This window comes from Maribellus comscasis (genome assembly GCF_009762775.1).
GTDB classification, from domain to species: Bacteria; Bacteroidota; Bacteroidia; order Bacteroidales; family Prolixibacteraceae; genus Draconibacterium; species Draconibacterium comscasis.
In genome coordinates, this window is sequence record NZ_CP046401.1 from 7,609,480 (window position 1) to 7,634,356 (window position 24,877).

The window sequence follows — 24,877 nt, forward strand, 5'->3', positions numbered from 1 at the left end:
CGAAAATCCCAGCGTTTAAATTTTAGAAAAATAAACCTTGTTTAAGTTCAATTTTTGCGTGGACAAAAATCAGCTCGGAATTTCTTGTAAATAACATAAAGTTTATAAATTGTACTCGACCAAAAAACAAAATTTAGAAACCAAATATTTAAAGCCAAAAACCGATTTAATCCCTTGGACAAAATCAAAAATAGAAAAAAGAATAAAAACCGAACCGGTAACAAAGTACATATTGCAGGGCGGGGTTTGGTGGTACGCCAACTGCGGATTCTCGTTTCGCAGTTCCGTGTCCTTCGGACAGGAACGCTCTCCGAAATCCGCCCCGACAACATGTACCAACCGTTATGCACCATATTGAAAACCGTAACTAAATAACCTAAAAGATATAATCGATGAAAGCACTTGATAGTTTTCTTACAAATCTTTCAGACCACGAATTAGCTATATTTTGTAGGTATAGATATCATGGATTTTTAGGCAGTTCAAAGGAGAAAATTGCAAATGAAATCAAAAAAAGAAATTTAACTACTGAACAACTTAAATCATTCGAAGACAAAAAACTAACAACTCACTTGACTAACGAAAAAATAAAATGCTTTAGATGTGGTTCTGACAGGTTGTATATTGAGTCAGATTACAAAGAAATTCCTATAGCGGAATTCACTTCTGCAGAGATAGCGATAGACTCGTATCGCTGTCGACTTTGTGGATATAATGCAAGCAAAACTACTCCAAACAACGTATTTGACAGGATAAAAAGAGTCTTTAAAAACTTTGCGAAGAGTAGATTTATAAAATATAATGACATTTAAAATACGGTGCATAACAAATTGTAATATGGCAGGCGGGGGTTTCAGCGGTCTGACAAGTCAGACCTGTCGCCCACTTTCCTGCGGGTCTGACACGATTTCTTCCAGAAATCCCGCCCGACCACATACAAGTGACCGTTATGGTGCAGCGTGGGGGTTATCGTTAGTATGCGAACTTGTTCTTTAAAATATTGGTTATGGTGGGTTTTCACGCCCCACATTTTTGTGCTGGCTGATTGTGCTTTGTTGGATGGTGGGGCTGCGTTTAGCTCATGATAGCCCGCACTAAATGCAGTTCGGGCGGTCACAATGTTTGCAGGCTTCAACTCCTGCGCCAATTTTAACAGTTAAGTTAAACCAGTTGCGGCCAACGTGTTTAACAAAGCCGATAAAATTTATGGCTGGAAAGTGGTTGTTTACTGCTGAGGTTTAACTTCGTGGTTACCTGGCCTGGATGTCAAAATTGGCACATCACTTGGGAGGGGCAAACATTCCGCCAGCCCTCCTTCGGTGATAACATTTTAAGTAAGTCTCGGGCTGCCACGCAGAGGCTTTTGCCGACACCATAACAACAGCTATAGCCAATAAAGGCGCCGCTAAATTGCATTGGCATGACTATAAATGCTACAACGCCGATGCTTGGCAATGCTATTTAAAATATTTATATTGTAAACAAAAACTATAACTCTTTAAACAAAATAAAATCGAAACAAAAACGCATCGGCTCCCGGTTATTATGGATGGATTATCTATTCTAATCCTTTACTGCCCATAGCCGCGGCCGTTATAGCCAATTTAAACAGCGCCAATGAGATACATATTCACAATATTAGTTTTTGGGATTTCCTTTTTCACTTACGGACAGAATCAAAATAATATTTCTATTCTAATAAATAGTGAGCCCCTTGATTCGTTACCAAAATTTGTGATCAAGATGAATGAAACAGAATATTTTTTAGATTCTATTCCAGATTCAATAAATCCAAACTGGATTGACAAAATTGAAGTTTTAAAAAGTGAGGTGCAAAAATATATTTATGGAGATGGTAATGGAGTAGTTTTAATTTATCCTAACAAAAAATATTTCGACCAGATTAGCTTACTGCTTAAAACATACCCAAATATTCAAGAGCAAATTAACGAACAAACATTGGATAGTATTTATATAAAAGCTTTAAATAGCCATTTGACTTACTATTATCGAGTGGACAAAAATTCATTGAGCCAAACGAGCAGACTGAAAGGATTAAGAATCATTTTGGACAGAATAGCGTTTACAAATTTCTCTCATCAGACGAGTTGTTTAATTACACCTACAAACATGGTAAAACTCTGAGGTTGTATAGACTTACACATAAACAAATTTCAAAAGACACGATTGATATAAACTTCGGAGATTTAGCATTAAAAGTGAAAAAAGGTATTTTCTTTAAAAATGGTCTGCATTTTAGAGAAGCAAATTATACTCTTGCTTGTGGTGGAACAAATGGATACATACCCGATTTCAGATTTATTTATGACAATAAAACTAAGACATGGAAATTAATTGGCGGTAGTTGTAAATATCCAGAGTGAATAGATAAATGATTAAAATAAAAACTGGCTATAACATTTTATATATTGCATAGCGGTTTCTGTGGTGTGCGTAGCTCGGATTCCCGCCTGATTGTCTCAGTCCTGTCGGACAGACAATCACCCGCAATCCGCTACGACAACATATAATTTACCGTTACCGCCAATGTTAAAAATTCGTTTTTCAATGACAAACATGTACTAATTTTTGTATTTTTGGTACAAATAATAAAAACATGGGACAAGAAGCACCATATCGAATTCTAGACAAACTTCCGCCAAAAAAGGAGAAGATAGAAACTTTTAAGATTTTAAGAGAAACGAATAGAGCAACCGCAGCATTGGCAGAATTAAAAGGGATTGCGAATACAATTCCAAACCAATCAATGCTAATAAATGCAATTGTTCTACAGGAAGCAAAAGGAAGTTCTGAAATTGAAAATATTATAACAACACAAGATGAGCTTTATAAAGCTTTAACTGTAAACCAATCAAATTTTTCGCCCCAGACTAAAGAGGTTGTAAATTATCGAAAAGCAATTTTTCAGGGATTTGACTTAATTGAAAAACAGGGATTTCTAAGAGTAAATGACATAATCGACATCCAGCATGAATTAATTGGGAATAATGCAGGAATCAGGAGTACACCCGGAACTGTTTTAAAAAACGATACTACAGGTGAGGTTGTTTATACTCCACCTCAAGACAAAAAAGAAATCCAAGATTTACTTTCAAATTTCATCGAGTATTTTAACCAAGAAAAAGGTGAAATTTCCCCATTAATAAACCTTGCAATTCTTCATCATCAATTTGAGAGTATTCACCCATTTTATGATGGCAATGGCAGAACTGGTAGAATTTTAAATATCCTATATCTAATACTAAATGATTTAATTGATATCCCTATCCTATATTTAAGTTCATATATTATTGACAATAAACAAGATTACTATCGGTTGCTAAATCAGACAAACAGACTTGGAGAATGGGAAGAATGGATCTTATTTATGTTAAAAGCAGTAGAGGTAACATCTATTCAAACCATAGAAAAAATCAATACAATCAGAAACTTGCTTGACCAAACAATTGAGAAAGTAAAAGTTGATGCATCAAAGATTTACAAAAAAGAATTGGTTGAGTTATTATTTGAACAACCGTATTCTAAAATAGAGTTTGTAGTAAATCAGTTGGGAGTTGAGAGAAAAGCAGCGTCTCGATATTTAAAAGAGTTAGAGAAAATAGGAATTCTTGAATCTCAAAAAATTGGAAGAGAGACTTTATATATAAATAAAGACTTAATTGAAATACTGAAAAAATAAAACACTGGCGGTAACAAAGTGCAAATGTAATGCGGGAGGGCGTGGTGTTCCAGCGTTTTCGCGTTGTTCAACCACCGCCAATCCGTCTTTGACGAATGATGGTATTAAATAATATTTAGTAAAAAGTCGGCTTGGCTCCCAGCAAAAACTGAAAGGTAGCCATTTCAAAATCCCGCACTACACTTGCACTAACCGTTACCTGCAATTTTGAAAATAAAAAATGAAACGATACAGCTATAATAATTTGACTATTGAAATTATCGATGAACCTACATACTCATTTGGTTCAGCGGATAATAATTTCAATTACTCAAAACATCATTTTGGAGACAATGCACAGGAATTTCCTGTATCTAAACATGGAATAAAAATTACTGAAAATGATGAAATTATTGAAAGTTGTATTGTAATTGGCTCCGGTGGAGCATCGGGAGTGTATGAAAATTCATCACTTTTAGATGGAGAGCAATTATTATTGTGTTGTTGTGACACCATTTTTTGCATGAAACTTCCCACTTTAGAACTAATATGGAAATCACAAGCAGACCAAGCAACTTGTTTTGGCATTTACAAGGTTCAAGATAAATATGTAGTCCATGGAGAAGTTCAGATAACTAGCCTAGATAAAAATGGACAAATTAAATGGGAATTTGGAGGTGCAGACATTTTTGTGTCACTGGACAATGAAGACTCATTTAAATTGATGAGTAACTATATTGAACTAAAAGACTTCTACAATAAAAAGTATAAAATAAACTTTGACGGTAAAGAAATAAAATAAAAAAACAGCAGGTAACAATTTGTAATATGGCAGGCGGGGTTCATCTCGGTTTGACAAGTCAAACCAGTGTTGCCACCTCTTGTGGTTCTGACAGGATTTCTGCTGGAAATCCCGCCCGACCACATACAAGTGACCGTTAGCACCAATAAAAAAAGACGATGCAGACAATTATAAATATCTTTACAATTAGTGGCTCTATTCTTGGAATCATTGCATTTTTAATGACAATATTTTCTTCTTTCCACGAGCATAACATTAAAAAGTGGGAAAAACTTTCATCGATAATTGACTTCAATGATTTTAATGACTTTTATAATGGCGTTTCGATTGGTATAATCTATACAAATACGTCCGATAAATTTAGAGATTTAACAAGACTTATCAGAAATAACAGTGAAGAAGTACAATTTAAGGGATTAGCAAAAAAGAAAATAGAAAAATTATTTTCTAAGATTTTATCGGAGACTGATAAATTTTACTCAGAAGTCCAAGCACCCGAATGGGACGTATGGAAGGAAAGCAGAGAAGACATTGAGAGAAAAATAAATAAAGACTATTTCGACAAAAAATTTGACACACATCAAGAATTTAGTAAACACGTTGACAAATCAATAGAAAACGCATCAAACTCAATCGAAAGGATTATTGCTCTATACCGAGAGATTTACTCTTTAGCAAATAGATTACCTTATGAATTTTTGATTAAAAGAATATAAATTACTGGTGCTAACATTTTGTATATTGCATAGCGGTCTCGGTGGTATGCGTTGTCTCTGCTCCTTTCTCGACCGTCATTCGTCCGGTGGACGATGACGCTCTTCGAAATCCGCTACGACAACATACAATTTACCGTTGTGTGTAAGCTTAAAAAAACAAATACCAAGTTTGTACAATGATATCAAAAAAAGAAAAAGGAATTGAATTAATAGATGAAATATTATCTGATATAGATAATCCCAAAGTGTCATTATTGAGTAGTATTAATAAACTAAATCGAGCATCTAAACTACTTAATGAAAAAGAAATTTTAGTATGGACTGAAATTCAACTTGGCATTACGACCTATACTTTGCCTTTAATAAATTGGGTAGAAATTTATTTAGACAAAAATAAAACGAAAGAAAATGAAAAGAAACTTAAAGCTTTAGATGATGAATTAAACGAACTTGGAATAAAACTAGGAAAAACGATTGACGGTGATGAACTTACTGCTAAAGCGAGGGAATCTGGAGGAGGCTTCAAAAATATTGGTTTTATTGAAGAAAGATATGCCGATATTACGAAATTCAAAAAGGGTAACGATGGGACTTATTATCAATCAAATTTACTAAATACCTTAACTATTGTAAAATCACTAACCTTCAAAAAGGCGAGTGCACTTCACTCGAAATATGCTTTTGAAAGTCTTCCACAAACAAATTTTGAATTTTTAAAAAATCGAGTTGAGGATGTTTTATTTGACCTTGACCCCGAACTTGCAGAAATGCTAATGCTTGCATTTAAAGCAGTATCATCTGATAGTGAAGAAGAATGGTCACAAGCACTTACAACGTGTAGACGTTTTTTAGAAAGTTTAGCAGATAAATTGTTTCCTCCAACAGAAGAATTAATTCATGGAAGAAAACTTAATAAAGAAAATTACATTAACAGGATTTGGGCTTTTATGGATTTGTCTATAAAAAGTCAATCAAACAAAGAACTTGCTAAAAGACATGTTGACCTATTAGGAAATTATATACAAAGTAATTTCAAAATAACAAACAAAGGTGTCCACACTAAAATAAACCGCATAGAAGCTGTTAAAACTGTTTTCCATATTTATATGGCTTGCGTAGACTTATTAGGTTATTTAGATAAAGGACATCGCAATAATAAACCAAACTTAAACGTAGCTTCAATGGATGAGATTGAAGCATTTGGAGGAGTTTCTAGAAATATTGCTAAAGAAATAATTAAGTGCAGAGTAAAAGAGGGAAAACTTACGGAAAAATTAATTACTCAAATACCAGGCATTGGAGAAAAGACAATAAAAAAATTACTTGAGAATATGACAATTGATTAAAAAGCCTACACACAACAAATTGTAAATTGCATTGCGGGGTTTGTGGTGTGTCGTTCGCTGGATTCTCGCAACATCGTTCCGTCCTGCCGGACAGGAACGAGCTCCGAAATCCGCAACGACAACTTACAAGTGACCGTTGTAGTGCATTAAAAAAAAACATCCAATTCAATAAATAATTACTTATGGGAAAAATAGTTTACACATTGAAAAGAAAAGGTGATACTGACGAACTACATCTTTTCAGAGCAAAACCAACAGAAGATAACAAGTGCATTCCTGAAAAAGAGTCTATCTGTAAAAAAATGGACAAAAGTGAGAGCACTGAAAATATTTTCACCTGCTATTCAGAAGAAGATGCAAGAATTAAATGTGCGAAAATTGGAAGACAAGTGTGTGGAACTTGTATTAGTCATTTATACGAAACCTATTAAAGGCGTGAGATTTTTTAAATACAACTAATAAATTATTCAAGGTTTATACGATAGAGCTTTGCGTAATAAAAACTAGACCCTTTTAATGAAATCAAATAACAAAACTGACAACAAGGATAAATTAAAACCACTGTTCCTAATTTTTATAATCGTAATAATTTTATGGTTTGTTTCTCATCTTATGCTTGTAACAATTTACGATAACTGGACTGACAGAGCAGCACTAGGGGACTCGTTTGGTGCAATAAATTCATTGTTTTCTGGACTAGCATTTGGTGGCTTGATATATACAATTCTCTTACAACGAAAAGAATTAGAACTGCAAAGAGAGGAAATAAAAGAGATGGCTATTCTGGTTCGTTTTGTGCCACCGATTTCGGAGTGGTTTGTGCCACTGATTTCGGTTCAAACTGTGCCACCGGGTAGCTAAAAAGCGGATAATTTTCGGCTCGTTTTGTGCCACTCCGGTCAGGTCCGGTTACTCTAACGGTTCGTTTTGTGCCACTTTGGGAGATCAGTTAAAACATGCTATATCGCAGATTTTTTCTGGATATGGCAAACAAACTTGATCCGATGGATTTAAAACAGATTTTATCGTTGCACAACGAGGGTTTAAGCAACCGGCAGATTGGCGATCTTTTGAGTATTTCGCGCAACACAGTCAACAATTACATCAAGCTGGCAAAGTCCAGCGATTACAGTATCAGGGAAATGCTGACAATGGATCCTCACCAGTTGGGGGAACTTTTTACAGCACACACTACACTTATTACCAACCGGTACGACGAGCTGATGGCCTGGTTCGACAAAGTAAACCAACAACGTAACCACCCCGGGTTTACTTTTATGTACCATTACCAGGAATACCAGGGCCAGGTTTCCAATCCGTACAGTTATACCCAGTTTATGGAACATTACCACCGAAAATACGACCAGGTGAAAGGTTCTATGAAACTGGAGCATGAAGCCGGAAGGGAGATGTACATTGATTTTGCAGGCAAAAAATTACATATCATTAATAAAGAAACCGGAGAGCTTATCCCGGTAGAAGTCTTTGTCGCTTTGCTGCCCAACAGCCAGTACGCCTATGTTACAGCTTGCTTAAGCCAAAAACGCGAAGACCTTATTTCTTGTACGGCTCGTGCCCTTTCATTCTTTGGCGGTGTGCCCAAAGCTATTGTATCGGACAATTTAAAATCGGCAGTTACCCGTGCAAGCAAGTACGAACCAGAGATAAACCGGACGTTCAAAGATTTTGCCCGTCATTACGGATGTGTTATCAACCCAACACGCAGCTATGCCCCACAAGACAAAGCATTGGTCGAAAACGCCGTTAACCTCGCCTACCAGCGTATTTATTATCCCTTAAGGGATATGGACTTCTTTTCGCTCGAAGATCTGAACCGTGAGATCAGAAAACTTTTAAAAGGATATAATAACTTGTTGTTTCAGAGAAAACAAGCCAGCCGCCGGGAACTTTTTCAATCAGTGGAACGTGCTTACCTTAAACCACTACCCGACACTGCTTACCAGTTGAAAGATTACCGCAGGGCAAAAGTCCAGAAGATTGGCTATGTCTATTTTTCTACCGAGAAAAGTTATTACAGTGTCCCTTACCGGTACATCGGGAAATCAACACTTATCCATTATACCGCATCCACCGTAGAAGTGTATTATAACCACCAGCGTATTGCCCTCCACAAACGTAATTACACCAGGGGAAGTTACAATACTATCAAAGAGCATTTGAGCAGTACCCATAAAGCATATTCTGAATGGAACCCGGATTTTTTTAGAAGGATAGCTTCCAAACATGGCCCCAACGTGTTGGCAGTTATAGACCAGTTGGTCAGTAACTGTGACTACCCTGAGCCAGTCTATAAACGGGCAATGGGCATTATCCAGCTCCATCGGTCTTATGGTTCCCTGCGTTTAGACAATGCCTGTAAAAGAGCCTTGCTTGTCGAAACTTATTCCCTTAGGCGCATTAGCAATATCCTTAAAAACAATATGGATACACTTCCTTTCCCGGAAGAAAACACCAATGTCCCGCACATTCCTGCACACAACAATTTGCGCGGGGCAGCGGCTTATAAATAACTCTAAAATTTTTAATATGAACAACAATCAGACAGTTGAGAAACTAAGGCAGATGCGTATTGGCGCAATGGCCGACCTGCATTTGCAACATGTAAAAAACAATGGTTTACAAGAGCTCACCCCCGATGAGTACCTGGCCCTGCTTACTGACCATGAATGGGAAAGCAGGCAGAACCAGAAAATACAAAGGCTTTTAAAACAAGCAGCTTTCCGCCAAAAAGCAAGCGTGGAAGAAGTGCGTTTTGCCCCATCGCGTAACCTCGACCGAAACATGTTTAACCGCATTGCAACACTCGACTTTATCAACCGTAAAGAAAACCTGATAATCACCGGGGCATCGGGCGTTGGTAAAAGTTACCTGGCCCAGGCATTGGGGCACCAGGCTTGTTTTAACGGATTAAAAACTTTGTATACAAACACAGCACGTTTGTTTGCAAGGATGAAGCTGGCTAAAACTGACGGTACTTACCTGAAAGAACTGAACAAGCTGCAGAAAACAAGCCTGTTGATCCTCGATGATTTTGGCTTACAGGCACTGGACAACCACAGTCGTGAAGCATTAATGGATATTATCGACGACAGGTACAACAAAACTTCAACAATTGTTGTGTCCCAGATTCCGGTTTCTGTATGGTACGATATTATCGGTGAAGGTACTATTGCCGATGCAATCCTTGACCGGATTGTTAACTCATCTCACCGGTTCGACCTAAAAGGAGAATCCTTGAGAAAAGGAATTTTAAAGAATCAAGATTAATTTTTTTGTATAATTGTACCATCTCTCAAAGTGGCACGGTTTCAACCGAAAAGTGTGGCATGGTCAGACCGAAATAACCAAGAGACAAGAAAAGAATTAAAAAGAACCGCAGATGCTCAGGAAAAATCAGAAAAAGCGTTGTCGAAACAAATAGACACAATGAGGTTGAGTGCCGAGATTAGTGCCTTGAACGTAATAATTGAGCATTATGGGATGATTATGCAAAAATACACCAATGGAGGTCAAGAGTATTGGAATGCTTACAATGAGCAAAAACCATATCTGAAAAAATTGCAGGAATTATTAAATGAACTAACAGAAAATAAATAAAAACGCACCACAACAAATTGTATATGGCAGGCGGGGGTTTTAGCGGTCTGACAAGTCAGACCTTCTGCTCACTTTCCTGCGGGTCTGACAGGATTTCTTCCAGAAATCCCGCCCGACCACATACAAGTGACCGTTAGCTACTAGCATGAATAAAAACATATTCCTATGAGATGTTTAGGATTAACAAAGAGATTTACACGATGCAAAAAAAATAGCCATATTGGATTTTGCAATAATCATAAATTCCAACCGATTGTTTTAATAATTGCATTTGGTTCAGCATTCATATGGATTACAGATTTATTTAATTCAGTGGGATTTGATAAAAAACCCATCGAATACGTTTATCAAAAAGAATCAGGACATGAAAATTTTGAAATTACAACAACAAGCCTAAATTTTCCACTTATCAATGAAATTGACAATGAGTATTTTATTAAAGTATCTTTCAAAAACAAATCAGAAAAAATCCTAACAAATTTCAATTGTAAGATTTATCTAGTAAAAAGACCAAATAACTTTAACAGAAAAGATTACACAGAGACAAAGACAATAATTTCATCTGCAATAAAAATAATGCCGGGATTAAGTTACAGTCTGCGTTCAGACACGTTAAAACTTGAAAGACCAATCAAAAATAAGATTGGGTTCTATTTAATAATTCAGTATTCATACAATGTTGACAATAATACAAGAAATGTTGTTGACTATTTTAAAGTAGAGCATCCCAAAGTTGGAGAGGTAAATGACTACTTTCCTGACAGTTTAGGATATGTTATTATAGATAAATATGCAAAAGACATAATTAAAATAAAATGCCAGTAGCTAACACGTGGTATAAGTCATGGCTGGGTTTGTGCGGATTCGACAAGTCGAATCTCGTCCCAACCTCAGTTTCGGTCGGACTGGTCAGACTCTCGTCTGACCGCCACGACCTCATACCACCACCGTTAGCTGCAACCTTGACCCGTCCTAAAAAAAGGCTACACAAAATGTAGCAAATATGTATAAAAATGATGGTATCTTAAGAAGGTACAGCGAGGGTTTCAAACTCAAAATTTTAGCCGAACTTAGTACAGGAAAATATTCCAAGAGAGAACTAGGCGACATTTATGGCGTTAACCGGACTACCATAAATGAATGGATAAAAAAGTACAACCGGAAAGATTTAATGAATACAAGAATTCTAGTGGAAACAGAAGGAGAAACATCACGACTGAAAGCCTTGCAAAAGGAAATCAAGCAATTAAAAGAGTTGCTGATAAAGAAAGACCTTGACAAGTTAGCCCTGGACTCGTACCTGGAAGTGGCAGCAGAAGAACTGGGGTACAAGAACGTAGATGAGTTAAAAAAAAATTTAAACATCAAGCCCTGATGAAGGCTGCTGCGATTACGAAACAAACAGGTATAGCAAGCATATCAAAAGTATGTGCTTGCTTTAACCTTAAGCGCGATGCATACTATAAATACCAGCAGCGGTGGAACCGGTACAAGTCTGTTGAGTCGCAGGTAATACAGCTTGTAAAAGAAGAACGTAAAGTGCAGCCAAGGGTTGGGGTACGCAAGTTATACGAAACCTTGCTACCATCTTTTAAATCTGCACATATCAAGGTAGGTAGGGACTCGCTATTTGATATCCTAAGGGCTAATAATATGTTGGTAAAAAGGAAGAGGGCTTATGCTAAAACAACCAACTCCTACCATCATTTTCATAAATACAACAACCTAATCAAAGAGCTGGAAGTTACAAAGCCCAACCAGGTGTGGGTATCGGACATAACCTATATCCGGACTGTGAAAGGCTTTTGCTACCTGGCCCTTATAACGGACATGTATTCACGGAAGATAATCGGGCATGACCTCAGCGATTCGCTGGAGCTGGCGGGGTGCCTACGGGCCCTCAAAAAGGCCCTGTGGCACACAAAGCCAGCGGCCGGGCTTATTCATCACTCCGACAGAGGTGTACAATATTGTAGCCATATGTATGTAAATGAGCTAAAAAGAAAAGGAATAAAAATCAGCATGACTGAAGAAAAACATTGTTATGAAAATGCTATTGCTGAAAGGGTAAACGGAATATTGAAAGACGAGTTCTACCTCGACCAATGCTTTTTTTCAACTGCTCATGCAAAACGGGCAACAAAAAGTGCAATTAAAGTTTACAATAATAAAAGGCTTCATGTATCTTTAAGGTACAAAACACCAAATACGGTGTTTTATAATGTAGCTTAACACAATGTTTAACCTGTAGCCGTATTCTAGGACTAGACAGCGTGGGGGTTATCGTTAGTATGCGAACTTGTTCTTTAAAATATTGGTTATGGTGGGTTTTCACGCCCCACATTTTTGTGCTGGCTGATTGTGCTTTGTTGGATGGTGGGGCTGCGTTTAGCTCATGATAGCCCGCACTAAATGCAGTTCGGGCGGTCACAATGTTTGCAGGCTTCAACTCCTGCGCCAATTTTAACAGTTAAGTTAAACCAGTTGCGGCCAACGTGTTTAACAAAGCCGATAAAATTTATGGCTGGAAAGTGGTTGTTTACTGCTGAGGTTTAACTTCGTGGTTACCTGGCCTGGATGTCAAAATTGGCACATCACTTGGGAGGGGCAAACATTCCGCCAGCCCTCCTTCGGTGATAACATTTTAAGTAAGTCTCGGGCTGCCACGCAGAGGCTTTTGCCGACACCATAACAACAGCTATAGCCAATAAAGGCGCCGCTAAATTGCATTGGCATGACTATAAATGCTACAACGCCCATGCTTGGCAATGCTATTTAAAATATTTATATTGTAAACAAAAACTATAACTCTTTAAACAAAATAAAATCGAAACAAAAACGCATCGGCTCACGGTTATTATGGATGGATTATATATTCTAATCCTTTACTGCCCATAGCCGCGGCCGTTAGGCACAAGCTTGAAAAAGAAAATGATATCCCACAAAAACATAACCAACGGTGATTTAATTCATCAAATGTTGTATCTTTGAAATAAAAAACATGTATTCAAGATACTTAAGTGATATAATAAAAAAACGAATTGGTTCTGGAAAAGCCATAATCGTAATTGGTCCAAGACAAGTTGGAAAAACTACATTAATTGAGTCAATCCTTGAGAAAGAGGATTATTTACTACTTGATGGAGATGACCCAAAAACCAGAACATTATTGACAGAACCAAACACCGAACAAATTCGGACAATTCTTGGAAAATATAAATTCGTGTTTATTGACGAAGCTCAAAGAATTGAAGGAATCGGTCTGACGATGAAAATAATAACCGACCGGTTTAAAGATGTTCAACTATTCACAAGTGGTTCATCTTCATTTGACTTGACAAACAAAATTAATGAACCATTAACAGGAAGAAAATGGGAATACCAATTATTTCCAATATCCTGGGAAGAATACGAAAATCACCATGGATTTTTATATTCCGAGCAACAATTGGAAAATCGTCTTTTATATGGACTTTATCCTGACGTTTTAAATAATGCCGGTGACGAAATCAATATCCTTCGAAACCTAGTGAATAGTTATTTATACAGAGATATCCTTTCATATTCGGACATACGAAAACCAGAGATACTGGATAAACTGGTTCAAGCACTTGCTCTTCAAGTTGGTAGTGAAGTTAACTATTCCGAGTTGGCTCAAATCGTGAATGTGGACAAAAATACAATTAGTAAATACATCGACATTTTACAAAAAGGATACATAGTTTTTAAGCTAGGCAGTTTCAGTCGAAATGTTCGAAATGAAATCAAAACAAGTAAGAAAATCTATTTCTATGACAATGGAATTCGAAATATGATAATCGGAAATTTTGACCCAATTAGTTTGAGAACGGATAAAGGCGCTCTTTGGGAGAACTTCCTTATATCCGAGAGAATAAAACAAATTGAATATAAGCAAAGTTTGGCACGAACATATTTTTGGAGAACAAAACAACAACAGGAAGTTGATTTTGTAGAGGACAATGGTGGTAAAATAACAGGATTTGAATTTAAGTGGATGAATAAAAAAAATGCAAAATTACCAAAGACATTCACAGAAAATTACAATGCAGATAGTAAAGTGATTGACAAAGAAAACTTTAGAGAATTTATAAAAATTAATTAAAAGCCAGTGCCTAACAAAAGCTATATGTAATGCGGGGTTCAGCGGGTAATCAAACCGCAGTTCTTCGTTGTAACAACGCCAATTCGTCTTTGACGATATGGCTACAAAAACAAAAATATGAATAAACGAATTGGCTCAGTGGCAGCCTGACAGTGGAACGTTTCAAAGTCCCGCACTATACATAGCCGAACCGTTACCGCAAATAATGAAAATGAAGATTATCAAAATATTAGCATTGGTTTTAATAATGACTTCGTGTAAGTCAAACCAACCAGAGAAAAAAGACACTGATATAAAATCTGAAGACGTCGGATTTGTATTAAATCCAAAACTTATTGATGATTTTTACCATGATGAAAGGTTAAATCCAGACAATCCCGAATTGACAAATTATCGTGTCAAAGAATTTGTCGTTGATTTAAATCAAAATCAAAAACCTGACTCAATAATTCTATATCAACTTAATGGATTCGAAAATGCCCCAGGAGATTTTCATCAAATAGAGATTAAAATGGATAATGGTGAGAGTTGGGAAAAAACCAATTTTGACGGCTGGGTTCGTTTTGACAATAATTACATAGTACCTGATTTGGTAAAAGAACAAAATCAATTAAATACGGATTTGTTGTTGTTGACAGATTTTGAGAAAACAAAAATAATTGGGTTGTTTAGCTGGGTTTATGCAAGCGAACCTGGACTATTAACTTTTATAGAATTTAGTACTGGAAAACCAAGAATAATGCTCAATAAAAAATTTGACTTGACTCAATTGGATTCGAATAAAATTGCAGTTGAGAATTACAATAGTGAATATCAAATTGAGTTAATTGACAATAATTTAGAATTGAAAAAAGAATAAATTACTTGCGGTAACACAGTACATATTGCAGGGCGGGGTTCAGTGGTATGCCAATTGCGGATTCTCGCATCGCAGTTCCGTGTCCTTCGGACAGGAACGCTCTCCGAAATCCGCCCCGACAACATGTACCAACCGTTGTACACAATGCTAAACGCAAAGCACAAATAACTCAATACATGACAGTTAACCTTGAGTGTCAAGATTGCCATTTCATTTTTAATGCAGATGTAGGTAGCTTGGAGATGGATAAAATCGGAACTTTAATTTACGAGAAGAAACCGACTTGTCCTAAATGTAAAGCTTACGACAAAGTATTTATAACCCCGCTTGGATTACAACAATTAGATAAATGGTTTATGAATTATCTAAATACAAAAATCGGAAAGTAAGAAAATTTACTCTCGCTGAATACTTTCAATCCTGGTGGGACAGGTATGTAAAATCGCCAAACCATTACATCACCCCCGAACAATACAAAGCGGTTGCAGCAATGCGCGCCTGCCGTACCGAAGCTTTGGGGATTGACCATTATGTTTGTGAAGAGTGCGGGGAAATAAGCCAGGTTTACCACAGTTGCAAGAACCGTTTTTGCCCAACATGTAGTTGGAAAGATACCATGCAGTGGGCAGAGAAAATAAAAGAACAGATGCTGGACATTCCCCACCGCCACGTGGTGTTTACACTGCCGCACAAACTCAACAACTTAATCAGCGACAACAAATGGGAACTTTTAAGTGCTTTATTCAAAGCAGCGGCCGAAGCCATGAAAGACTGGATGATGTATAAATACAATCTCACTCCCGGAATAATCAGCGTACTCCACACTTTTGGTGAAACAAAACAATTGCACCCGCACATTCACATGATCCTTTCGTGGGGAGGGGTTAACAAAAATAATTGCCTCGAAGAAATCAAAGGCGAGTATGTAAATTACAATTTCATCCAGACAAAATTCAGGTGCAAGTTTGAAGACAAACTGGTGGAAATGTTTGATTCCAATACTTTGGAGCAAAATTTTTCAGACAGGATGGATTTCCTCAAATTCATAAAAAAGATAAACGATAAAAACTGGAGAGTACACTTCGAACCGGCAATCCAAATCCCCGAAGAAGTGATTCGCTACATCGGAAGGTACTCGAAAAGGGCATGTATCAGCGAATATAAAATAACTAACATTGACGGGGAAAATATCTCGTTCAAATACAAAGACTATAAAAACCTTGACTTTTATGGAAAACCCATCGAAAAAGAATTAACCCTGAACTACCGTGAGTTTTTCCCAAGATTATTACAGCACGTGCCGCTGCCCTATTTTAGAATCGTAAGGTACTACGGAGCTTATGCTGCAAGAACAAAAGCAGTACTTAACAAAACTCTTGTCAAAAAATTAAATGAAACTTCAGAAATTGAAGAAAACGAAGAAATTTATGAAATGGCTGAAAACCCGAAAATCTGTAAAAACTGCAATACCGAAAAAACCTATTTATACTCAACCTTTAAAAACAAAAAAAATGAAACAATTTATATGACAAGGTTTAAACCTAAGAAAAACAAAATCAAAAAAATAGCGGCATAAAACCGATGGGATTGGTGTGCCCGGTTATGAAATAATGCTATTTTTATACAACTTTAAAACTAAATTCTGATTACAAAAAAGAAAATTTATGAAAACCTACAAACGAAATCCATTTTTAAGACAAAAAAACTGACCCTGAAAATGACAATTTCAAAAAGGTAATTTTATAAACTCTTAATAAATAGTAAAATGAAAACCAAAGCACAGTGTACAACAAAAGCTATATATAATGCGGGGTTCAGCAAGTAATCAAACCGCAGTTCTCTGTGCTACAACGCCAATTCGTCTTTGACGAATCGGCTTAAAAAGAAAATATGAATAAACGAATTGGCTCAGTGCAGCATTGACAGGTAACCGTTTCAAAGTCCCGCACTATACATAGCCGAACCGTTGAACCGTTACCTGCAAGGTTGACCCGTCCTAAAAAAAGGCTACACAAAATGTAGCAAATATGTATAAAAATGATGGTATCTTAAGAAGATACAGCGAGGGGTTCAAACTCAAAATTTTAGCCGAACTTAGTACAGGAAAATATTCCAAGAGAGAACTAGGGGACATTTATGGCGTTAACCGGACTACCATAAATGAATGGGTAAAAAAGTACAACCGGAAAGATTTAATGAACACAAGAATTCTAGTGGAAACAGAAGGAGAAACATCCCGACTGAAAGCCTTGCAAAAGGAAATCAAGCAACTAAAAGAGTTGTTAATTAAGAAAGACCTCGACAAATTGGCCCTGGACTCATATCTGGAAGTGGCAGCAGAAAAACTGGGGTACAAGAACGTGGATGAGTTAAAAAAAAATTTAAACATCAAGCCCTGATGAAGGCTGCTGCGATTACGAAACAAACAGCTATAGCAAGCATGTCAAAAGTATGTGCTTGCTTTAACCTTAAGCGCGATGCATACTATAAATACCAGCAACGGTGGAAACGGTATAAGTCCGTTGAATCACGGGTAATAGAGCTTGTAAAAGAAGAACGTAAAATGCAGCCAAGGGTTGGTGTACGCAAGTTATACGAAACCTTGCTGCCATCTTTTAAATCTACACATATCAAGGTAGGTAGGGACTCGCTATTTGATATCCTAAGGGCTAATAATATGTTGGTAAAAAGGAAGAGGGCTTATGCTAAAACAACCAACTCCTACCACCATTTCCACAAATACAACAACCTGATAAAAGAGGTGCAGGTTACAAAGCCCAACCAGGTGTGGGTCTCGGACATAACCTATATCCGGACTGTGAAAGGCTTTTGCTACCTGGCCCTTATAACGGACATGTATTCACGGAAGATAATCGGGCATGACCTCAGCGATTCGCTGGAGCTGGCGGGGTGCCTACGGGCCCTCCGAAAGGCCCTGTGGCACACAAAGCCAGCGGCCGGGCTTATACACCACTCCGACAGGGGTGTGCAGTATTGCAGCCATATGTATGTAAATGAACTAAAAAGAAAAGCATAAAAATCAGTATGACTGAAGAAAAACATTGTTATGAAAATGCTATTGCAGAAAGGGTAAACGGAATATTGAAAGACGAGTTCTACCTCGACCAATGCTTCTTTTCAACTGCTCATGCAAAACGGGCAACAAAAAGTGCAATTAAAGTTTACAATAATAAAAGGCTTCATGTATCTTTAAGGTACAAAACACCAAATACCGTGTTTTATAATGTAGCTTAACACAATGTTTAACCTGTAGCCGTATTCTAGGACTAGACAGGTTGAGAAAAGAAAAAACGGACTGATTTTTAAAGAAATAACTAAACCATATTTGAGAATGACTGCTCCGAGAAGATTTTGTTTTGCCCACCCGCTTCTGCCCTTCGGGACAGTTTGGGAAGCCAACGCACATTGCACACATTTGCACCTAAAATCCGTAAGTTTTAGTTAATAAAAGCTGTAAAACTATTCAAATGAACACTTTACAGCTTTAGTACTATCACCTAATTTGGTGTTGCTATATAATACCATTATGAAAGTACTAAAAAGTAAAGCATTATCACCCTTTGGTGGATTAAACTTTGTATTAGAAGAATTTACAAACCTCGGACTTGAAAGTTTACTTCGCCAGTATTTACCAGCATTAGCTAATCAATCTCAATATTCATGGAAGGATATTTTCTTCACCTATTGGGCACTGTTCTTTTGCGGAGGGGATTGTGCCGAAGATGTTGAAATTAACTTAAGGCCTGTCCTTTCCAATAATCCCTTTTTATCTGTTCCTAGTGCAGACCGTTTACTGGAAAGACTTAAAAACCTTGCCACCCCTGTTGACAAAGTGCTGAAAAAGAGAAGCAAAGTCGTTAATGAGCTAAGTTATAATGATAAAATGAATGCCTTAAATATCAAGTTATTAAAGAGACTTAAAGCTTTCAAAGTAAAGAATCTCGTATTAGATTATGACAACACATTTGTTTACACCCAAAAATCTGATGCCAAGAGAACATATACCAAGCATTTTGGTTATTGCCCGGGAGTTGGGTTAATTGGAAATAAAGTAGTTTATGTAGAAAATCGTAATGGGAATTGCGCTCCTCATAATTTACAAGAAGATACACTTGAACGGATGTTCCTGCTATTGAAGGATAACCAAATCGAAATAAAATCCTTTCGTGCAGATGCTGCATCATACCGGTTCGTAACAATCAATACCGTCAATAAGCACGTCGACAAGTTTTATATACGGGCTACCGTTAATGACCGTGTATGTGAAGCAATAAATAAAATTACCGAATGGAAAAAAATAAAAGTGGACGACAGTATTTATTTGCGGGGTAGCGTTCTGTTTACACCTTTTACAAATACGGCAAGAAGACTTAAACAAAAGCATTTACTAAAAGAATATCGTTTAGTCGTAACTAAAGAAGCAAGACGTGACGGGCAACTTAACCTATTTACAGGGGAAGCCTACAACTATAGCCCCATACTAACCAACGACTTTGATAAGACTGACGATGAGGTGGTTATTTTTTATAACCAAAGGGGGAAAGAAGAGCGTGAATTTGATGTACTAAAAAACGACTTCGGTTGGAATAAACTCCCTTTCTCGAAAATGGAACAAAATACCGTATTCCTGATAATGGCAGCCATGGGACGGAACCTATACGATTACATTATACATGAATTCTCTACACGCTATAAAAATCTTAAGCCAAACTTCAGAATAAAAAAGTTCATTTTCAGGTTTGTCTGCATTCCTGCAAAATGGGTCAGGACCGGAAGGGAAATTAAATTACGTCTTTATGGGAGCATCCCAACTTAAAACTTCAGTCTCCTTTATTATAGCGTAATATGGCCATCTTAAAAATGTAAATGCTTTTCGGGAAGTATATGAAAAATATTTGTCCCAGATTTAAGAAAATAGCGCTAAAACAAGGGGGACAAGGAAAATTTGTAGTAACATAATATGAAAACTACATTTAAACAAATATTTACAACAAATAAATGATACTCGAAGGGTTTTACATCGGAAAATTTGTATCAAATCGTAGACTTACGGATTTTAGGTTGCAAATCGTACATTCCGACAAACAGACAAAAATTTGCAAAAGAGTGCAATTTCTCACCCCACAATTGATTATCTTGCGACTTAAATTTTAAATAATGATTGATTTAAAGCCAAAAAGTAACATTGCAAACAAGGTTAGAAATACTAGGTTACCTAGAACAAAACCATTGATGCCATTATTTGAAGTTATAAGTAATTCTATCCATGCAATTAATGAAGCAAAAAAGAGCAATCAACTAACGAAAGACGGAAAGATTGAAATCAAACTTATTAGAAATGGAGATGACAAGACTTTGTCAGAATTAAAGGAGATTGATAATTATCCAATCAAATCAATATTAGTAAAAGATAACGGAATTGGATTAAATGATGAGAATCTAGTTTATTTTACAGAAACTGACACTGACCACAAATTGGATATTGGAGGGAAAGGAGTCGGTCGATTTGTTTGCCTTAAAGCATTTAAGCAATTAACCTTAAAAAGTAATTTTTCCAGAAACGGTTCAATAATTTACAGAGAGTTTGAATTCCGTAACACAAAAGAAGGTTTTCATAATCCAAATGAATATGAGGTAAAAAATAAAAGCATTGGAACCGAAGTATTACTGTCAGATTTTAAAATTGAATATCAGAAAAAAGCTCCCAAGGATTTAATAGAGATTGCCAGAGAAGTGGTCACTCATTTCCAATTATATTTTATCAGGAATGAAGCCCCCATTATTATAATAAAAAATCAAAATAATGTTGAAGTAAATCTTTCAAAATTATTTAACTCCGAGTTTAAAAAAGACATTAAAACTAAACCTTTTGTCGTTGGAGAAAATTCATTTTCCCTTTTTCTGACCAAAGCATCAAATGCAATGAGTCATAAATTACATTTTTGTGCTCATAATAGAAGTGTAAAAGAAGAGGGTCTCTATAACAGACTTGTTGATTTAGGAAAATATTCTGTTAAGGACGACAATGAAAGTTTTTATTATCAAGCTTATGTTGTAGGCGATATACTTGACCAATATGTAGATATTGAACGGGTAGGATTCAACTTCCCAGACGAAGAGGATGGAGAAGATGATTCTACTGAAATATCTCTATCAAAGATTCGGAATGGTGCAATTGAAGGCATTGAAGAAATATTGGCAGAATATCTCAATAAAGTAAGAAATGAGAAAGTTGAGAAGTATAGACCTTTAATAAATGAAGAGTTTCCTCAGTATATGAGCACTTTTACAATCAAATCGGAGGAAATAAAAAAATTACCACCAAATCTTACAAAATCCAAACTTGACATTGAGCTATATAAAATTGAATCCACGTGGAAACTAGAAGTTAAAGAATTAGGACAAAAGTTAATTGATGAAAAAAAGGATATAACCAATCTGGATGAATACAAAGAAAAATATGAAAAATTTCTTACCGAATTTAATGAAATCGGTAAAGCAGATTTAGCCAGATATATTGTACATAGAAAATCAGTAATCGAGTTACTCGAAGATTTATTAGGGAAAAATGCCAATGATAAGTTTTCGAATGAAGATATAATTCACAGTGTTTTTTTCCCAATTAGAACAAGTTCCGACGAAGTTCCTCATAGCAAACAAAATTTATGGTTAATTGATGAAAGATTAACATATCATTCATTTTTAGCCTCAGATAAAAGTTTTGAGAGTATTAAGGAATTAGATATTCAAGATGACACAAGACCTGATTTGTTAATCTTTAACGATGCAATTGCATTTACAGAAGATGAATATCCTCCATTTAATTCATTTACGATTGTGGAATTTAAAAAGCCACAACGTGATAATTATATTGATAATGACCCTAAAAAGAATCCGTTAGACCAAGTCGAAAAATACATTGAGCAATTACTGGAAGGAAAAGTTGAAAATAGAAGAGGTAGAAAAATTAAATTAGATGAAAAAACGCCTTTTTATGTTTACATAATTTGTGATATTACAGACTCCTTTGAAAGAATATTAAAAAATAGAGAGTTTAGTAAAACTCCAGATGGAGACGGATATTTTAAATTTAAAGATAAATATTATTCCGCATACATCGAAGTGATTCCATTTGAGAAAGTCTTAAAGGATGCCAAAAAGCGTAATAGGATTTTGTTTGATAAATTAGGTTTAAGCGCTGGAAAAGATAAAACACTATTCGATTAAAATATTGAAACAAATATATGTCTGAGAATCAAAATATAGAATGGAAAGAAAGCTGGCGCGATGAATACCTGAAATGGATTTGTGGTTTTGCCAATGCACAAGGAGGCAAAATCTACATTGGCAAAAATGACAAAGGCGAGGTTGTTGGTATTGATAATGCAAAAAGATTGATGGATGACTTACCCAACAAAATTGTTACCAACCTGGGGATTGTTTGCGACATTAATTTACTGGTAGAAAATGGAAAGCAATTCATTGAAATAATTGTAGAACCTTATCCAAACCCTGTAAATTACAAAGGTCAATACCATTACAGAAGCGGCAGCACAAAACAAGAATTAAAAGGTGCGGCGCTTGATAAATTTATGTTGGAACGTAAAGGGAAAAAATGGGATGGCGTTCCTGTTCCAAACATTTCAATTGCCGATTTAAAGAAAGAAACCTTTGATTTCTTTAGAAAAAAAGCGATTAAAGCGCAACGGATTGAAGATGATGTTTTGACAGATACAGATGAAGACTTGGTGGACAATCTACAGTTGGTTGAAAACACTTACTTAAAAAGAGCAGCAATTCTTCTATTTCATCCCAAACCAACTCAATACATTACTGGAGCTTTTATCAAAATTGGATATTTCGAGACTGACGATGAATTGAGATTCCAAGATGAAATTACGGGAAACATCTTTGAGCAGGTTGAAAAAACAATGGATTTGCTTTTTACCAAATACATCAAATCATCAATCAGTTATGAAGGTTTAAACAGGGTCGAAAAATATGAATATCCCAAAAATGCTGTTCGTGAAGCACTTTTAAATGCCGTTTCTCACAAAGATTATTCAGGCGGTGTTCCAATTCAAATTAGTGTGTATGACGATAAATTGTTTTTCTGGAATGAAGGACAATTACCAGAAAACTGGACAATTGAAAAGTTATTGACCAAACACCCATCGAAACCTTACAATCCAGACATTGCAAATGCTTTTTTCAGAAGTGGATATATTGAATCCTGGGGAAGAGGAACGATAAAAATAATTAACGAATGTATTCAATTTGGTATTCCACAACCCAAATTTTATTACGACATGTCAGGCTTTTGGGTGAGGTTTAGAAAAGATAGTTTCAACATTGAGTATTTTGAGTCTCTTGGTTTAAATCAGAGGCAAATTGAAGCTTTGAAATACGTAAAAGAAAAAGGCAAGATTACGAACAGTGAGTATCAAAGTATAAATGATTGCTCAAGAAACACAGCAAGTAATGACCTTATTGAATTAGTAAATAAAGAATTGTTGGAAAGTAGTGGGCAAAAGGGAGCTGGAGCTTATTACATTTTAAAAAATGGGTAATTGCACAATAATTGCACAAATTGCACATTGACAAATTAAACCAGCCCACACAGTCAAGCACATTTGCAATTCGCACAAGCCAACGCTGAAACCAAAAATTGCAAAAGAGTTTGCCTGTCTTCCACCGCTTTTTTGCCGACCCGAAAACAAAATCAGGTCAGTGCTAAATTGCAAATGAAGTAGTTCTATGAAAGAAAATAAAACCCAGCAGGTAACAAACTGTATATGTCATAGCCGGTTTTGTGGGTAATTGCAGGTTTATCTCCCGCATTTACTTCATCTCGGCATGACAGGAAAGTAGCCCGCAATCGTCTACGCCACATACAGGTAACCGTTGTGCATCATGCGACAAGGTCAGCATAGAAAAGATAATATGAATTACTCTAATGATAGAAAATTAACTAATATTCTTTAAATGGAGTCAAATATCAAAAGCATACAAGAATTAGAAAATGAATTTAATAAACTAGACAAATCCAATAGTCGAGAATATATTAAGTTTTATGAAAATAACTTGGAATCAATTCATAACATCGATATTGATAAAGATGAAGAACATTATAATGCAAAATTAAGATTAGATTGTGAATATGGTGTTAGTCTTGTAGCTACAGGAAATAGAGTTCACGGAGCAATTGTTCTTGAAAAAGCAATCCAAATGTTTGAGAATGCACCAAACCAAGACTTAAAGAAGGTATATTCATTACCATATTTTGAGCAAATTTTATGGAACTATGCATATGCTCTTTCCGAGACAAATCAATTGAATCGAGCTCTCCCCGCATTTATTAAGTTAAATAAACATTATTCTAAAGAAAATAAGTATAAAAGTTGGGTCATAAATATTCGAAATAGACGATTAAAAAAGTTTTCGAAACCTCTTGCACCGATAGCTTTAATATGGACGATTTTAACTTTCACTCTATTTCAAAGATTCGAATCAATTACTAGATTTTACTTAGCTATTGGACTTGGCATAATAGTTTTATTTGGTGTTGCTTCTGAGATTTATTCTGTTATTCTAAAACAAAAACTAAATCGGATTGGAAACGCCAGTCAAACTGACCACCCCAGGCCAATTTAAATTGACCATCGACCATTTTCAACAAAAAGAGAACGTTTTTCTTCTGTCAGATTACAACA

Annotated in this window: 25 protein-coding genes; all 25 read left to right on the top strand. The window is 36.0% G+C overall.

Annotation, left to right across the window (positions count from 1 at the left end; translation table 11 throughout):
- Positions 1–392: 392 nt before the first annotated feature.
- The 25 genes from GM418_RS30575 to GM418_RS30695 all read left to right on the top strand — a co-directional run bounded on the left by GM418_RS30575 (position 393) and on the right by GM418_RS30695 (position 24,818).
- Positions 393–812, top strand: coding sequence for a hypothetical protein (locus tag GM418_RS30575; protein ID WP_158872089.1), 420 nt, complete (start codon positions 393–395; stop codon positions 810–812).
- Between the two features lie 931 nt (positions 813–1,743).
- Positions 1,744–2,145, top strand: coding sequence for a hypothetical protein (locus GM418_RS30580; RefSeq protein WP_158872091.1), 402 nt, complete (start codon positions 1,744–1,746; stop codon positions 2,143–2,145).
- A 2-nt stretch (positions 2,146–2,147) separates the two neighbouring features.
- The gene (locus GM418_RS30585) at positions 2,148–2,384 is read left to right on the top strand and encodes a hypothetical protein (RefSeq protein ID WP_158872093.1); all 237 of its coding nucleotides are present in this window, start codon (positions 2,148–2,150) and stop codon (positions 2,382–2,384) included.
- Between the two features lie 233 nt (positions 2,385–2,617).
- Entirely contained in the window at positions 2,618–3,700 is a 1,083-nt protein-coding gene (locus tag GM418_RS30590) for a Fic family protein (RefSeq protein ID WP_158872095.1), read from the top strand.
- Between the two features lie 220 nt (positions 3,701–3,920).
- Positions 3,921–4,481 carry a hypothetical protein gene (locus tag GM418_RS30595; RefSeq protein WP_158872097.1) on the top strand — a complete coding sequence of 187 codons (561 nt, stop codon included), beginning with the start codon at positions 3,921–3,923 and terminating at the stop codon, positions 4,479–4,481.
- 158 nt (positions 4,482–4,639) lie between these two features.
- Entirely contained in the window at positions 4,640–5,197 is a 558-nt protein-coding gene (locus GM418_RS30600) for a hypothetical protein (RefSeq protein ID WP_158872099.1), read from the top strand.
- Positions 5,198–5,373: 176 nt separating this feature from the next.
- Positions 5,374–6,543, top strand: coding sequence for a helix-hairpin-helix domain-containing protein (locus GM418_RS30605; protein WP_158872101.1), 1,170 nt, complete (start codon positions 5,374–5,376; stop codon positions 6,541–6,543).
- Positions 6,544–6,725: 182 nt separating this feature from the next.
- Positions 6,726–6,974 (top strand): hypothetical protein, encoded by a 249-nt coding sequence (locus GM418_RS30610; RefSeq protein WP_158872103.1) that lies wholly within the window; start codon positions 6,726–6,728, stop codon positions 6,972–6,974.
- Positions 6,975–7,059: 85 nt separating this feature from the next.
- Positions 7,060–7,404 (top strand): hypothetical protein, encoded by a 345-nt coding sequence (locus GM418_RS30615; protein WP_158872105.1) that lies wholly within the window; start codon positions 7,060–7,062, stop codon positions 7,402–7,404.
- A 122-nt stretch (positions 7,405–7,526) separates the two neighbouring features.
- On the top strand, positions 7,527–9,074 hold the full coding sequence (istA, locus tag GM418_RS30620; RefSeq protein ID WP_158867300.1) for an IS21 family transposase: 1,548 nt from the start codon (positions 7,527–7,529) through the stop codon (positions 9,072–9,074).
- A 16-nt stretch (positions 9,075–9,090) separates the two neighbouring features.
- Positions 9,091–9,831, top strand: coding sequence for an IS21-like element helper ATPase IstB (istB, locus tag GM418_RS30625; RefSeq protein WP_158867302.1), 741 nt, complete (start codon positions 9,091–9,093; stop codon positions 9,829–9,831).
- A gap of 30 nt (positions 9,832–9,861) precedes the next feature.
- A complete protein-coding gene (locus tag GM418_RS30630) occupies positions 9,862–10,161 on the top strand; it encodes a hypothetical protein (RefSeq protein ID WP_158872107.1) in 300 nt (99 codons plus the stop codon).
- Between the two features lie 165 nt (positions 10,162–10,326).
- Positions 10,327–10,986 (top strand): hypothetical protein, encoded by a 660-nt coding sequence (locus GM418_RS30635; protein ID WP_158872109.1) that lies wholly within the window; start codon positions 10,327–10,329, stop codon positions 10,984–10,986.
- 178 nt (positions 10,987–11,164) lie between these two features.
- Complete coding sequence (locus GM418_RS30640; RefSeq protein ID WP_158872111.1) at positions 11,165–11,536, top strand: transposase; 372 nt, start codon at positions 11,165–11,167, stop codon at positions 11,534–11,536.
- A complete protein-coding gene (locus tag GM418_RS30645) occupies positions 11,536–12,393 on the top strand; it encodes an IS3 family transposase (RefSeq protein ID WP_158872113.1) in 858 nt (285 codons plus the stop codon). Before GM418_RS30640 ends, GM418_RS30645 begins: the two co-directional genes overlap by 1 nt.
- A gap of 769 nt (positions 12,394–13,162) precedes the next feature.
- Positions 13,163–14,284, top strand: a complete 1,122-nt coding sequence (locus tag GM418_RS30650; protein ID WP_158872115.1) for an ATP-binding protein — start codon at positions 13,163–13,165, stop codon at positions 14,282–14,284.
- A 211-nt stretch (positions 14,285–14,495) separates the two neighbouring features.
- The gene (locus tag GM418_RS30655; RefSeq protein WP_158867314.1) at positions 14,496–15,143 is read left to right on the top strand and encodes a hypothetical protein; all 648 of its coding nucleotides are present in this window, start codon (positions 14,496–14,498) and stop codon (positions 15,141–15,143) included.
- A 349-nt stretch (positions 15,144–15,492) separates the two neighbouring features.
- Positions 15,493–16,719, top strand: coding sequence for an IS91 family transposase (locus GM418_RS30660; protein WP_158867324.1), 1,227 nt, complete (start codon positions 15,493–15,495; stop codon positions 16,717–16,719).
- A 451-nt stretch (positions 16,720–17,170) separates the two neighbouring features.
- Positions 17,171–17,542, top strand: coding sequence for a transposase (locus GM418_RS30665; RefSeq protein WP_119350741.1), 372 nt, complete (start codon positions 17,171–17,173; stop codon positions 17,540–17,542).
- A complete protein-coding gene (locus GM418_RS30670; protein WP_158872116.1) occupies positions 17,542–18,180 on the top strand; it encodes an IS3 family transposase in 639 nt (212 codons plus the stop codon). The genes GM418_RS30665 and GM418_RS30670 overlap by 1 nt, the downstream gene beginning before the upstream one ends.
- 8 nt (positions 18,181–18,188) lie before the next feature.
- A complete protein-coding gene (locus tag GM418_RS30675; protein WP_158872118.1) occupies positions 18,189–18,398 on the top strand; it encodes an integrase core domain-containing protein in 210 nt (69 codons plus the stop codon).
- A gap of 292 nt (positions 18,399–18,690) precedes the next feature.
- Complete coding sequence (locus GM418_RS30680) at positions 18,691–19,980, top strand: IS1380 family transposase (protein ID WP_158864636.1); 1,290 nt, start codon at positions 18,691–18,693, stop codon at positions 19,978–19,980.
- Between the two features lie 341 nt (positions 19,981–20,321).
- Positions 20,322–22,391, top strand: a complete 2,070-nt coding sequence (locus GM418_RS30685) for an ATP-binding protein (protein ID WP_158872120.1) — start codon at positions 20,322–20,324, stop codon at positions 22,389–22,391.
- A 17-nt stretch (positions 22,392–22,408) separates the two neighbouring features.
- A complete protein-coding gene (locus GM418_RS30690) occupies positions 22,409–23,734 on the top strand; it encodes an ATP-binding protein (RefSeq protein WP_158872122.1) in 1,326 nt (441 codons plus the stop codon).
- 415 nt (positions 23,735–24,149) lie between these two features.
- Positions 24,150–24,818, top strand: coding sequence for a hypothetical protein (locus tag GM418_RS30695; protein WP_158872124.1), 669 nt, complete (start codon positions 24,150–24,152; stop codon positions 24,816–24,818).
- Positions 24,819–24,877 lie beyond the last annotated feature (59 nt).

What these genes read in the sequence shown, in the direction of transcription:
- GM418_RS30580 (WP_158872091.1), top strand. Translation starts at nt 1,744, where the DNA reads ATGAATGAAACAGAATATTTTTTAGATTCTATTCCAGATTCAATAAAT.
- GM418_RS30605 (WP_158872101.1), top strand. Translation starts at nt 5,374, where the DNA reads ATGATATCAAAAAAAGAAAAAGGAATTGAATTAATAGATGAAATATTA.
- istB (WP_158867302.1), top strand. Translation starts at nt 9,091, where the DNA reads ATGAACAACAATCAGACAGTTGAGAAACTAAGGCAGATGCGTATTGGC.
- GM418_RS30680 (WP_158864636.1), top strand. Translation starts at nt 18,691, where the DNA reads ATGAAAGTACTAAAAAGTAAAGCATTATCACCCTTTGGTGGATTAAAC.
- GM418_RS30655 (WP_158867314.1), top strand. Translation starts at nt 14,496, where the DNA reads ATGAAGATTATCAAAATATTAGCATTGGTTTTAATAATGACTTCGTGT.
- GM418_RS30670 (WP_158872116.1), top strand. Translation starts at nt 17,542, where the DNA reads ATGAAGGCTGCTGCGATTACGAAACAAACAGCTATAGCAAGCATGTCA.
- GM418_RS30650 (WP_158872115.1), top strand. Translation starts at nt 13,163, where the DNA reads ATGTATTCAAGATACTTAAGTGATATAATAAAAAAACGAATTGGTTCT.
- GM418_RS30610 (WP_158872103.1), top strand. Translation starts at nt 6,726, where the DNA reads ATGGGAAAAATAGTTTACACATTGAAAAGAAAAGGTGATACTGACGAA.
- GM418_RS30595 (WP_158872097.1), top strand. Translation starts at nt 3,921, where the DNA reads ATGAAACGATACAGCTATAATAATTTGACTATTGAAATTATCGATGAA.
- GM418_RS30635 (WP_158872109.1), top strand. Translation starts at nt 10,327, where the DNA reads ATGAGATGTTTAGGATTAACAAAGAGATTTACACGATGCAAAAAAAAT.
- GM418_RS30640 (WP_158872111.1), top strand. Translation starts at nt 11,165, where the DNA reads ATGTATAAAAATGATGGTATCTTAAGAAGGTACAGCGAGGGTTTCAAA.
- GM418_RS30675 (WP_158872118.1), top strand. Translation starts at nt 18,189, where the DNA reads ATGACTGAAGAAAAACATTGTTATGAAAATGCTATTGCAGAAAGGGTA.
- GM418_RS30685 (WP_158872120.1), top strand. Translation starts at nt 20,322, where the DNA reads ATGATTGATTTAAAGCCAAAAAGTAACATTGCAAACAAGGTTAGAAAT.
- GM418_RS30615 (WP_158872105.1), top strand. Translation starts at nt 7,060, where the DNA reads ATGAAATCAAATAACAAAACTGACAACAAGGATAAATTAAAACCACTG.
- GM418_RS30660 (WP_158867324.1), top strand. Translation starts at nt 15,493, where the DNA reads ATGGTTTATGAATTATCTAAATACAAAAATCGGAAAGTAAGAAAATTT.
- GM418_RS30690 (WP_158872122.1), top strand. Translation starts at nt 22,409, where the DNA reads ATGTCTGAGAATCAAAATATAGAATGGAAAGAAAGCTGGCGCGATGAA.
- GM418_RS30645 (WP_158872113.1), top strand. Translation starts at nt 11,536, where the DNA reads ATGAAGGCTGCTGCGATTACGAAACAAACAGGTATAGCAAGCATATCA.
- GM418_RS30590 (WP_158872095.1), top strand. Translation starts at nt 2,618, where the DNA reads ATGGGACAAGAAGCACCATATCGAATTCTAGACAAACTTCCGCCAAAA.
- GM418_RS30695 (WP_158872124.1), top strand. Translation starts at nt 24,150, where the DNA reads ATGGAGTCAAATATCAAAAGCATACAAGAATTAGAAAATGAATTTAAT.
- GM418_RS30575 (WP_158872089.1), top strand. Translation starts at nt 393, where the DNA reads ATGAAAGCACTTGATAGTTTTCTTACAAATCTTTCAGACCACGAATTA.
- GM418_RS30665 (WP_119350741.1), top strand. Translation starts at nt 17,171, where the DNA reads ATGTATAAAAATGATGGTATCTTAAGAAGATACAGCGAGGGGTTCAAA.
- GM418_RS30600 (WP_158872099.1), top strand. Translation starts at nt 4,640, where the DNA reads ATGCAGACAATTATAAATATCTTTACAATTAGTGGCTCTATTCTTGGA.
- istA (WP_158867300.1), top strand. Translation starts at nt 7,527, where the DNA reads ATGGCAAACAAACTTGATCCGATGGATTTAAAACAGATTTTATCGTTG.